General features: G+C 52.6%; 8 protein-coding genes and 1 pseudogene. All 9 read right to left on the bottom strand.

Annotated features, from left to right (window positions below; all coding sequences use genetic code 11):
• Positions 1 to 126: 126 nt before the first annotated feature.
• A complete protein-coding gene (gene rpoC, locus H5P17_RS23535) occupies positions 127 to 4347 on the bottom strand; it encodes a DNA-directed RNA polymerase subunit beta' (RefSeq protein ID WP_044554730.1) in 4221 nt (1406 codons plus the stop codon).
• A 118-nt stretch (positions 4348 to 4465) separates the two neighbouring features.
• Positions 4466 to 8494 (bottom strand): DNA-directed RNA polymerase subunit beta, encoded by a 4029-nt coding sequence (gene rpoB, locus H5P17_RS23530; protein WP_044554731.1) that lies wholly within the window; start codon positions 8492 to 8494, stop codon positions 4466 to 4468.
• 334 nt (positions 8495 to 8828) lie between these two features.
• Positions 8829 to 9194, bottom strand: a complete 366-nt coding sequence (rplL, locus tag H5P17_RS23525; RefSeq protein WP_012004743.1) for a 50S ribosomal protein L7/L12 — start codon at positions 9192 to 9194, stop codon at positions 8829 to 8831.
• A 62-nt stretch (positions 9195 to 9256) separates the two neighbouring features.
• Entirely contained in the window at positions 9257 to 9754 is a 498-nt protein-coding gene (rplJ, locus tag H5P17_RS23520; RefSeq protein WP_037425754.1) for a 50S ribosomal protein L10, read from the bottom strand.
• 329 nt (positions 9755 to 10083) lie between these two features.
• Complete coding sequence (rplA, locus tag H5P17_RS23515) at positions 10084 to 10788, bottom strand: 50S ribosomal protein L1 (protein WP_004953932.1); 705 nt, start codon at positions 10786 to 10788, stop codon at positions 10084 to 10086.
• Positions 10789 to 10791: 3 nt separating this feature from the next.
• Entirely contained in the window at positions 10792 to 11220 is a 429-nt protein-coding gene (gene rplK, locus H5P17_RS23510; protein WP_015376316.1) for a 50S ribosomal protein L11, read from the bottom strand.
• Between the two features lie 162 nt (positions 11221 to 11382).
• The gene (gene nusG / locus H5P17_RS23505; RefSeq protein ID WP_004953928.1) at positions 11383 to 11928 is read right to left on the bottom strand and encodes a transcription termination/antitermination protein NusG; all 546 of its coding nucleotides are present in this window, start codon (positions 11926 to 11928) and stop codon (positions 11383 to 11385) included.
• A 1-nt stretch (position 11929) separates the two neighbouring features.
• Positions 11930 to 12313 carry a preprotein translocase subunit SecE gene (gene secE, locus H5P17_RS23500; RefSeq protein ID WP_020828746.1) on the bottom strand — a complete coding sequence of 128 codons (384 nt, stop codon included), beginning with the start codon at positions 12311 to 12313 and terminating at the stop codon, positions 11930 to 11932.
• A 258-nt stretch (positions 12314 to 12571) separates the two neighbouring features.
• Positions 12572 to 12710 (bottom strand): annotated as a pseudogene (gene tuf, locus H5P17_RS23495) (elongation factor Tu); the annotation flags it as partial.

The following is a 12710-nucleotide window of genomic DNA, read 5'->3' as shown; positions in this document are numbered from 1 at the left end:
CATTATCTCGGGTTTCTTCATAGTAGCAAAGATTGCCTCTGGGGGAGCGGGCAAAAAAAAACCGCCCCCGGAGGAGCGGTTTATCTGGCAAGGGCCCGGCAAGCCGGACCCCGGGGCATTCAACGATTAATCGTTGTTGCCGCCCAGGCCTGCGTTCAGCAGTTCAGCCAGGTTAGCCGTAGCTTCTTCCGCGCTCACCTGCGGAACAACCGGTGCTTCACCCTGTGCTTTACGGCGCATGCGGTCCTGATGATAAGCGTAACCGGTACCGGCTGGGATCAGACGGCCCACGATGACGTTCTCTTTCAGGCCACGCAGTTCATCACGCTTACCAGCAACAGCCGCTTCGGTCAGAACGCGCGTCGTTTCCTGGAACGATGCTGCGGAGATGAAGGACTCGGTCGCCAAGGAAGCCTTGGTGATACCCAGCAGATCGCGTGAGAAGGTTGCCTCGATTTTACCTTCAGCAGCAAGCTGACGGTTGGCAATCTTAACGCGTGACACTTCAGCCTGCTCGCCTTCCAGGAACTCGGTGCTACCTGCGCTGACGATGGTGCCTTTACGCAACATCTGACGAACGATAACTTCAATGTGTTTATCGTTAATCTTAACGCCTTGCAGACGGTAAACTTCCTGCACTTCGTTGGTGATGTAGCGGGTAACCGCATGCACACCACGCAGACGCAGAATGTCGTGTGGAGATTCTGGGCCGTCAGAAACAACGTCACCACGCTCCACAACTTCGCCTTCAAACACGTTGAGCTGACGCCATTTTGGAATCATCTCTTCGTAAGCGTCGCTGCCGTCCAGTGGAGAGATGACCAGGCGACGTTTGCCTTTGGTCTCTTTACCGAACGAGATAATCCCGCTGATTTCAGCCAGGATTGCCGGTTCTTTCGGACGACGAGCTTCGAACAGATCCGCAACGCGTGGCAGACCACCGGTAATATCCTTGGTACCGCCGGATTCCTGAGGAATACGCGCCAGGGTATCACCCGCACCGATCTGAATGCCGTCTTCCAGCTGTACAATCGCTTTACCTGGCAGGAAGTATTGAGCAGGCATATCAGTACCTGGGATCAATACGTCGTCGCCTTTGGCATCAACGATTTTCAGTGCCGGACGCAGGTCTTTACCGCTACCGGTACGCTCTGCGCTGTCCAGTACTACCAGAGAAGACAAACCGGTCAGTTCGTCGGTCTGGCGTGTAATGGTCTGGCCGTCAACCATATCAGCGAAGCGGATGAAACCACTCACTTCGGTGATAACTGGCATGGTGTGCGGATCCCAGTTAGCAACGGTTTCGCCGCCGTTAACTTCTGCACCGTCACCTTTGCCCATCACGGCACCATAAGGCACTTTGTAGCTTTCTTTGGTACGGCCGAATTCGTCGATCAGCTTCAGTTCGGTGTTACGAGAGGTAATCACCAGCTTGCCTGCGGCGTTCATTACGAACTTCACATTGCTCAGCTTCAGGCTACCCTTGTTTTTCACCTGGATGCTGGATTCAGCAGCCGCACGAGATGCCGCACCACCGATGTGGAACGTACGCATCGTCAGCTGTGTACCCGGCTCACCGATTGACTGTGCCGCGATAACGCCGATAGCTTCGCCTTTGTTGATGATGTGACCACGTGCCAGGTCGCGACCATAGCAGTTTGCACACACACCAAAGTCGGTTTCACAGCTAACCACGGAACGGACTTTAACGCTGTCGACAGAGTTCTCTTCCAACAGGTCACAGGTCTTCTCGTTCAGCAGGGTGTTGCGTGGCACCAGAATGTCAGCCGTACCCGGCTTGATGACATCTTCTGCCGTCACACGACCCAGAACGCGTTCGCGCAGTGGCTCTTTAACGTCACCACCTTCGATAACCGGAGTCATCATGATGCCGTTGTGAGTACCACAGTCGTCTTCGGTGACTACCAGGTCCTGCGCCACGTCAACCAGACGACGGGTCAGATAACCGGAGTTAGCCGTTTTCAGTGCGGTATCCGCCAGACCTTTACGAGCACCGTGCGTGGAGATGAAGTACTGGAGTACGTTCAGACCTTCACGGAAGTTCGCGGTGATTGGCGTTTCGATGATGGAGCCGTCCGGCTTCGCCATCAGACCACGCATACCGGCCAGCTGACGAATCTGAGCGGCGGAACCACGCGCACCGGAGTCGGCCATCATAAAGATGCTGTTGAAGGAAACTTGTTGTTCCACAACACCGTCACGGTTAACCACGTCTTCAACCGACAGGTTTTCCATCATCGCTTTAGCAACACGTTCGTTTGCCGCAGCCCAGATATCGATCACTTTGTTGTAACGTTCGCCGGCGGTAACCAGACCAGATTGGAACTGCTCCTGGATCTCGGCAACTTCGGTTTCCGCTTCTTCGATGATCTCCGCTTTCTTGGCCGGGATAACCATGTCGTCGATACCTACGGAAGCGCCTGAACGGGCTGCGTAAGCAAAACCGGTGTACATGATCTGGTCAGCAAAGATAACGGTCGGCTTCAGGCCCAGGATGCGGTAACAGGTGTTCAGCATCTTGGAGATAGCTTTTTTGCCCAAAGGCTGGTTAACGATCGAGTACGGCAGACCGCGCGGCACGATCATCCACAGGATGGCGCGACCCACGGTAGTGTCGACGATCGAAGTCTGGTGTACAGACTCGCCTTCGGTGTTTTTGATCTCTTCGGTGATACGCACTTTGACACGCGCATGCAGAGAAGCCAGACCGGCGCGGTAAATACGCTCCGCTTCTTTCGGGCCGCTCAGCACCATGCCTTCGCCTTTGGCGTTAACACAGTCACGGGTCATGTAGTACAGACCCAATACAACGTCCTGAGAAGGAACGATGATTGGCTCGCCGTTCGCAGGTGACAGGATGTTGTTGGTAGACATCATCAACGCACGCGCTTCCAGCTGAGCTTCCAGCGTCAACGGTACGTGAACAGCCATCTGGTCACCATCGAAGTCGGCGTTGTATGCCGCACAAACCAGCGGGTGCAGCTGGATTGCCTTGCCTTCGATCAGAACCGGTTCAAACGCCTGGATACCCAAACGGTGCAGGGTTGGTGCACGGTTCAGCAGTACCGGGTGTTCGCGGATAACTTCGTCCAGGATATCCCAAACGACAGCTTCTTCGCGCTCAACCATTTTCTTGGCGGCTTTGATGGTGGTGGCCAGGCCACGCAGCTCCAATTTGCCGTAGATGAACGGTTTGAACAGCTCCAATGCCATTTTCTTAGGCAGACCGCACTGATGCAGACGCAGGTATGGACCTACGGTGATTACAGAACGACCAGAGTAGTCAACACGTTTACCCAACAGGTTCTGACGGAAACGACCCTGTTTACCTTTGATCATGTCGGCCAAAGATTTCAGAGGACGTTTGTTGGAACCGGTGATGGCACGACCGCGACGGCCGTTATCCAGCAGGGCATCTACCGCTTCTTGCAGCATACGCTTTTCGTTGCGCACGATGATGTCAGGCGCAGCCAGATCCAGCAGGCGTTTCAGACGGTTGTTACGGTTGATCACGCGGCGATACAGATCGTTCAGATCTGAAGTCGCGAAACGACCCCCATCCAACGGAACCAGCGGACGCAGATCCGGCGGCAGTACCGGCAGCACGGTCAGGATCATCCACTCTGGCTTGTTGCCAGACTGCACGAACGCTTCCAGCAGCTTGATACGCTTGGTCAGCTTCTTACGCTTGGTTTCGGAGTTGGTTTCGTTCAGCTCTTCGCGCAGCTGCTCGCACTCGGCTTCCAGATCCATGTTTTTCAACAGGGCCTGAATAGCTTCCGCACCCATCTTGGCGTCGAATTCGTCACCGAACTCTTCCAGCGCATCCAGATACTGCTCTTCAGTCAGGATCTGACGACGCTCGAGGTTAGTCATACCGCCTTCAACAACCACATAGGATTCGAAGTACAGTACACGTTCGATGTCACGCAGCGGCATATCCAGCAGCAAACCGATGCGCGAAGGCAGCGATTTCAGGAACCAGATGTGCGCAGTCGGTGAAGCCAGCTCGATGTGGCCCATACGCTCACGGCGTACTTTGGTCTGGGTCACTTCAACGCCGCACTTCTCACAGATCACGCCGCGGTGTTTTAAGCGCTTGTACTTACCGCACAGGCACTCGTAGTCTTTTACCGGCCCGAAGATACGGGCGCAGAAAAGGCCGTCACGTTCTGGTTTGAACGTACGGTAGTTAATGGTTTCCGGCTTTTTAACTTCACCGAACGACCACGAACGGATCATGTCTGGCGATGCCAGAGCAATCTTGATCGCATCAAACTCTTCGGTCTTAGTTTGCGCTTTCAGAAACTTCAATAAGTCTTTCACGGATTGGCTCCTGTCGGAGTTAAACCTGTTGGGTGCACGCTGACAAATCGCGCACCCGTGTGACCTGAACAACCACCCTCAGGCTCCCTAAGGCCGGGAGCCTGAGCCGGAAAAACGATTACTCGTCTTCCAGTTCGATGTTGATACCGAGCGAGCGGATTTCTTTCAACAGTACGTTGAAGGACTCCGGCATGCCTGGTTCCATGCGGTGATCGCCATCCACGATGTTTTTGTACATCTTGGTACGGCCGTTAACGTCATCCGACTTAACGGTGAGCATTTCCTGCAGGGTATAAGCCGCGCCGTATGCTTCCAGTGCCCACACTTCCATCTCACCGAAGCGTTGACCACCGAACTGCGCCTTACCACCCAGCGGTTGCTGAGTAACCAAGCTGTAAGAACCGGTTGAACGGGCGTGCATCTTATCGTCAACCAAGTGGTTCAGTTTCAGCATGTACATATAGCCAACGGTAACCTGGCGCTCAAATTGCTCACCGGTACGGCCATCGAACAGCGTAATCTGACCCGAGGTTGGGATCCCGCCCATTTCCAGCAGTTGCTTGATTTCAGTCTCTTTCGCACCATCAAACACCGGCGTTGCGATTGGCATACCTTTTTTCAGGTTCTCTGCCAGACGCAGAACTTCGTCGTCGGTGAAGGTGTTCAGGTCTACTTTCTGGCAGACATCGTCGCCCAGATCGTAGGCCTTCTGAATGAACTCACGCAGCTTGGCCACTTCCTGATGCTGCTTCAACATTTGGTTGATCTTCTCACCAATGCCTTTCGCAGCCATACCCAGGTGGGTTTCCAGGATCTGACCGATGTTCATACGTGATGGTACGCCCAGCGGGTTCAGTACGATATCAACCGGCGTGCCGTTTTCATCGTAAGGCATATCTTCGATCGGGTTGATCTTGGAGATAACACCTTTGTTACCGTGGCGGCCTGCCATTTTGTCACCCGGTTGGATCTGACGTTTAACGGCCAGATAAACCTTAACGATTTTCAGCACGCCTGGTGCCAGATCATCGCCCTGAGTGATCTTACGACGCTTGGCGTCCAGCTTCTTCTCGAAGTCGGATTTCAGTTCGTCGTACTGCTCAGCCAGCTGTTCCAGCTGGTTTTGCTTCTCTTCGTCGGTCAGGCCCAGTTCCAGCCAGCGATCGCGTGGCAGTTTGCTCAGCTTCTCAGCTTCGACACCGCCGGCAACCAGCACCGCATGGATACGTGTGAACAGGCCAGCTTCCAGGATCTGCAGTTCTTCAGTCAGGTCTTTCTTCGCCTGCTTCAGCTGCATCTCTTCGATTTCCAACGCACGCTTGTCTTTTTCCACGCCATCGCGGGTGAAGACCTGCACGTCGATAATCGTACCGGAAACGCCGTTTGGTACACGCAGAGAGGAATCTTTAACGTCAGATGCCTTCTCACCGAAGATCGCACGCAGCAGTTTCTCTTCTGGCGTCAGCTGGGTTTCACCTTTTGGCGTTACCTTACCGACCAGAATGTCACCACCGGTGACTTCAGCACCGATATACACGATACCGGATTCATCCAGTTTGGAGAGCGCAGCTTCACCCACGTTAGGGATGTCGGCAGTGATCTCTTCAGGCCCCAACTTAGTGTCGCGAGACACACACGCCAGTTCCTGGATGTGGATGGTAGTGAAGCGATCTTCCTGAACTACGCGCTCGGACACCAAGATGGAGTCTTCGAAGTTGTAGCCGTTCCATGGCATGAATGCCACACGCATGTTCTGGCCCAGCGCCAGTTCACCCAGGTCAGTGGACGGGCCATCTGCCAGCACGTCGCCGCGCTCGATTGGCTCACCCAGATTCACACACGGCATCTGGTTGATGCAGGTATTCTGGTTAGAACGGGTGTACTTGGTCAGGTTGTAAATATCGATACCTGCTTCGCCCGCGTGCATCTCGTCTTCGTTAACTTTGATAACGATACGGGAAGCATCCACGTACTGGATCACACCGCCACGGCGAGCTACGGCAGTAACACCGGAGTCAACCGCTACAGCACGTTCCATACCGGTACCTACCAGCGGCTTGTCAGCACGCAAGGTTGGAACCGCCTGACGTTGCATGTTCGCACCCATCAATGCACGGTTGGCGTCATCGTGTTCCAGGAATGGAATCAGTGAGGCACCAACGGAAACAACCTGCTGGGTTGATACGTCCATATAGTCAACCTGGTCGCGGCTGAACAGGCTTGATTCGCCTTTGCTACGACAGGTGACCAGGTCTTCTACGAAGCGACCGTCATCATCCAGGTTGGAGTTCGCCTGAGCGATAACGAAGTTGCCTTCTTCAATAGCAGACAGATAGTTGATTTCATCGGTAACCAAACCGTCACGCACGCGGCGGTAAGGAGTTTCCAGGAAGCCATACTCGTTTGTCTGTGCGTACACGGACAAGGAGTTGATCAGACCGATGTTTGGACCTTCCGGCGTTTCGATTGGGCACACGCGACCGTAGTGAGTCGGGTGTACGTCTCGAACTTCAAAGCCGGCACGTTCACGGGTCAGACCGCCTGGACCCAATGCAGAGATACGACGCTTGTGCGTGATCTCGGACAACGGGTTGTTCTGGTCCATAAACTGAGACAGCTGGCTGGAGCCGAAGAACTCTTTCACCGCCGCCGAAATTGGCTTGGCGTTGATCATGTCCTGTGGCATCAGGGTGTCCAGATCGCCCAGGGACAGACGTTCTTTAACCGCACGCTCAACACGTACCAGACCTACACGGAACTGGTTCTCAGCCATTTCGCCGACGGAACGGATACGACGGTTGCCCAAGTGGTCGATATCGTCCACTTCGCCTTTACCGTTACGGATATCGATGAGCTTCTTCATCACTTCAATGATGTCGTCTTTGCTCAGGATGCCCGAACCTTCGATCTCGTCACGCAGCAGAGAACGGTTGAACTTCATACGGCCAACCGCAGACAGATCGTAGCGGTCTTCAGAGAAGAACAGGTTCTCGAACAGGCTTTCGGCAGCTTCGCGCGTTGGCGGCTCACCAGGGCGCATCATGCGGTAGATTTCTACCAGCGCGCTCAAACGATCGCTTGTTGGATCGACACGTACGGTCTCAGAGATGTACGCACCGTGGTCCAGATCGTTGGTGAACAGCGTTTCAATACGCTTGTGGCCTGACTGGCTCAGTTTGGCCAGCAGATCCAGCGACAGCTCCATGTTGGCTGCGCAGATCAGCTCACCGGTATTGGTATCGATATAGTCCTTCGCGACCACTTTGCCCGCGATGTACTCAACCGGTACTTCAATACTCTGAATGTCGTCTTTTTCGAGCTGACGGATATGACGAGCGGTGATACGACGGCCTTTCTCAATGTAGATCTTGCCGTTGGCTTCGATATCAAACGAAGCAGTCTCACCACGCAGACGCTCTGGAACCAGCTCCATCTGCAGCTTGTTATCACGGATCTCGAAAACTACTTTCGCAAAGAACAGGTCAAGGATCTGCTCAGTGGTGTAGTTCAATGCACGCAGGATGATGGTCGCAGGCAATTTACGGCGACGGTCGATACGTACAAACAGGTTGTCTTTCGGGTCAAACTCGAAATCCAACCATGAACCGCGGTAAGGGATGATACGTGCGTTATACAGCACTTTACCCGAAGAGTGGGTTTTACCCTTATCGCTGTCGAAGAATACGCCAGGACTACGGTGAAGCTGAGATACGATAACCCTCTCAGTACCGTTGATCACAAAGGTGCCGTTTTCGGTCATGAGCGGAATTTCGCCCATATAGACTTCTTGTTCCTTGATGTCTTTGACCGTACCTTCCGGAGCTTCACGCTCGTAGATTACCAGGCGCAGTTTTACGCGCAGCGGTGCAGAGAACGTCACACCACGGATCTGGCACTCTTTGACGTCGAAGACCGGCTCACCAAGACGGTAGCTAACGTATTGCAGCTCCGAATTGCCACTGTAGCTCTGGATAGGGAAAACAGAACGGAATGCGGCTTCTAAGCCGTATTGCCCTTCTGGATCTTGCTCGATGAACTTCTGGAACGAGTCAAGCTGGATAGAAAGGAGATAGGGAATGTCCAAAACTTGTGGACGCTTACCAAAATCCTTACGAATACGTTTTTTCTCGGTATAGGAGTAAACCATAGGGTTCCTCAGCTCGCTGGAAAGTCGAACCTATCTGTCCGTCCGGATATAGGACGGTTCACGCAACACCATTTTGTCGACCGGAAAGCGGGAACACTTTCCGCAATACTCGTTTCTATCACGCTTAAATCATTTCGTTGCACTGTACGGCAGATTTTGCTGCGGCAGGGAGGGCAATATATTAAGTCGTCGATAGAAAGAAATATTGGGGTTAGTCAGTAGCCAAACAGTGTGAAACTCTACTGACGCCCTACAGCGCAAAAAGGCTGGTGACCAAAAAGTCACCAGCCATCAGTCTGTTAGTTAAAACAGACTGCACTCAGAAAGCAGTGGCTTATTTAACTTCAACTTCAGCGCCAGCTTCTTCCAGAGCTTTTTTCAGTGCTTCAGCGTCGTCTTTGCTGATGCCTTCTTTCAGTGCTGCTGGTGCAGACTCAACCAGGTCTTTAGCTTCTTTCAGACCCAGGCCAGTTGCGCCACGTACTGCTTTGATTACTGCAACTTTGTTCGCGCCGATACCTTTCAGTACAACGTCGAATTCAGTTTTTTCTTCAACAGCTTCAGCAGCAGCAGCAGGACCTGCAGCTACAGCAGCAGCAGAAACACCGAACTTCTCTTCCATAGCGGCGATCAGTTCAACGATTTCCATTACAGACAGAGCTGCAACGCCTTCGATAATTTGGTCTTTAGTGATAGACATAACAAATGTTCCTAAAATTCAGAAATAGTTTAAATACGCAAGCAACGGATAAGAAAAAGGGCTTATGCCGCTTCTTTCTGATCGCGCAGTGCAGCCAAAGTGCGAACCAATTTGCCGGCAGCGGCTTCTTTCATGGTTGCCATCAGGCGTGCGATTGCTTCATCGTAAGTAGGCAGAGTTGCCAAGCGGTCAATTTGTGCCGCAGGGATCAGCTCACCTTCAAAGGCCGCAGCTTTAATCTCGAACTTTGCATTCGCTTTCGCGAAATCTTTGAACAGACGAGCAGCAGCGCCCGGGTGTTCATGAGAAAATGCAATCAAGGTAGGACCGACGAACGTGTCTTTCAGGCATTCGAATGGAGTGCCTTCAACTACGCGACGCATCAGGGTGTTACGAACAACACGCATGTAAACGCCAGCTTCACGACCTGCTTTACGCAGTTCAGTCATTTTATCAACGGTAACGCCACGGGAATCCGCAACAACCGCAGACAGCGCGCCTTTGGCTACTTCGGTGACTTCAGCAACAATCGCTTGTTTGTCTTGAAGATTTAATGCCATTAGCTTTTTGCTCCTGGATTTAGCCGGGGGAAATCCCCGGCACTCACATCACTCAACACCTTGTGATAAATCACGCAGTGAGAGCGTTCAAACACGGTGAGCAGAATCCAGCAAAGACAATTTAAAATTTTCTTTAGGCTCTGTCACCGTCTACGCAGGAAGGATTAAGTATCTTTCGATACACCTGCGGTCTTGGACGGAGGCCTGGATAGGCCAGGCTCCAACCGAAAAATCTTTGTTCCACTATGGCTATTGCCAATAGCAAAACCTTGGGGCATAAGATTCTAGACGAACCTTAGCCCCAAGTCAAAGCGATAATCGCAGGGCGATTAGTTCGCTACAGCAGTCAGGCCGCTTTGATCGATAGCAACGCCAGCACCCATGGTGGTGGAGAGGCTAACTTTCTTGATGTACACGCCTTTCGCCTGAGATGGTTTTGCTTTTTTCAGCGCAACCAGCAGGGCTTCCAGGTTTTCTTTCAGCTTGTCTGACTCGAAATCAACCTTACCGATAGTGGTATGGATGATGCCGTTTTTGTCGTTACGGTAACGAACCTGACCTGCTTTAGCGTTTTTCACTGCTTCAGCAACGTTCGGAGTAACGGTACCCACTTTCGGGTTTGGCATCAGGCCACGTGGACCCAGGATCTGGCCCAGTTGACCAACAACGCGCATTGCATCCGGGGAAGCAATAACAACGTCGAAGTTCATTTCGCCTTTCTTGATCAGGTCTGCCAGATCTTCCATACCTACCAGCTCTGCGCCTGCAGCTTTAGCAGCTTCAGCGTTAGGGCCCTGTGCAAATACGGCAACGCGAACAGAACGACCGGTGCCGTTAGGCAGAACGGTAGCGCCACGAACGTTTTGGTCAGATTTACGAGCGTCGATGCCGAGGTTAACAGCAACGTCAACGCTTTCTACGAATTTAGCGGTGGCCAGCTCTTTCAGCAGAGCAACAGCTTCGGTGATGTCATACTGTTTAGTAGCATCAACTTTGTCACGGATCACGCGCATGCGCTTGGTCAGCTTAGCCATTTCTTAATCCTCCACTACCAGGCCCATGGAACGAGCAGTACCTTCGATGGAGCGAGTCATCGCTTCAACGTCAGAACCAGTCATGTCCGCAGCTTTGGTTTCTGCGATTTCACGTACCTGAGCACGAGTCACTTTACCTACTTTGTCTTTGTTCGGCTTGCCTGAACCAGACTTGATACCAGCCGCTTTTTTCAGCAGAACTGCTGCTGGAGGGGTTTTGGTAACGAAAGTGAAGGAGCGATCAGAATAAACGGTAATAACAACCGGAATCGGCAGACCTTTCTCAACGCTGTCAGTCTTAGCATTGAACGCCTTACAGAATTCCATGATGTTAACGCCTTGCTGACCCAGAGCTGGACCAACTGGCGGACTTGGGTTAGCCATACCGGCTGCAACCTGCAGCTTAACGTAGGCTTGTACTTTCTTGGCCATTTACAATTCCTCGGTTTGGGTAATATCGCCTCAATAGAGGCTCCCCGTGTTTCACCCCGCTCAACTTAATGAGCAAGGCCTATAAAAACAAAAGGCGCGAAATTATAGTTCAATTTCGCGCCTCTGACAAGCGGCAAACGCCACTCGTTGCTGATTAATTGATCAGCCTTTTTCAACCTGAGCGAAGTCCAGTTCCACCGGCGTTGCACGGCCAAAGATGGAAACGGAAACTTTCAGGCGGCTCTTCTCGTAATCCACTTCTTCAACAACACCGTTGAAGTCAGCAAACGGACCATCGTTAACACGGACCAGTTCACCCGGCTCGAACAGCGTTTTAGGACGCGGCTTATCACCCACCTGCTGCAGGCGGTTCATAATCGCATCAACTTCTTTATCGCTGATCGGTGCCGGACGGTCAGAGGTGCCGCCGATGAAACCCATTACGCGCGGAACGCTACGCACCAGGTGCCAGCTGGCGTCATTCATCACCATCTGAACCAGAACATAGCCCGGGAAGAATTTACGTTCACTTTTACGACGTTGGCCACCACGGATCTCAACAACTTCTTCCGTAGGTACCATCACTTCGCCGAACAGTTCTTCCATATCGTGCAGTTTGATGTGCTCACGCAGCGATTGCGCTACGCGACCTTCAAAACCGGAAAACGCCTGAACGACGTACCAACGTTTTTTTGGAGCTTCAGACATTTTAGAACCTCAGGCCAGTAATAAACGATACCAGACGGACCAAAATACCGTCCAGGCCCCACAGAATCAGTGACATCACGGCAGTTACCGCGGCAACGATCAACGTGGTATGTAGCGTTTCCTGACGAGTTGGCCAGATCACCTTGCGCACTTCAGTACGCGCTTCGCGTGCAAACGCAACGGTGGCCTTGCCTTTGGTGGTCATCAGCGCTACAGCGCCAGCAACAGCGATAACCACTACGACAGCCAGCGCACGTAATGGCAGGCTGAAATCACGGTAGTAATAGTTACCGACAATCGCTACAACCAACAGAACGGCGACGATCAGCCACTTAGCCGTTTCCAGGCCGCGCCCGCTCCCTTGAGCCTCGGTATTCGCACTCATAAACCAACCTGTCACAATGAATTCAGAACAGACAACTTTGCCTCGCACAGCAAGACAAACCAAACCGATCAAATGCCGCTCGGCAGCATTTCGGTGTTTTACGCTATGACGTATCTCAGTCAATACGGCTTTAAGAGCCCATCTCACCAATGATTATGACTGCAAAATCGCTGATGAGATAGGTTCTAGTTCACAGCGTAGAAAAAGGGCATCAAATGATGCCCTTTTACCGCGTGTCGCGTCAAACGTTATCAGCGATTAAGCGATAACTTTGGCAACAACACCCGCGCCAACGGTACGGCCGCCTTCACGGATTGCGAAACGCAGGCCGTCGTCCATCGCGATTGGGTGGATCAGGGTAACAACCATGTTCACGTTGTCACCTGGCATTACCATT

It is taken from the genome of Serratia sp. OS31 (assembly GCF_014164835.1).
In the GTDB taxonomy this organism is placed as follows: Bacteria; Pseudomonadota; Gammaproteobacteria; order Enterobacterales; family Enterobacteriaceae; genus Serratia; species Serratia liquefaciens_A.
This window is presented reverse-complemented; position numbering and strand designations above follow the sequence as displayed.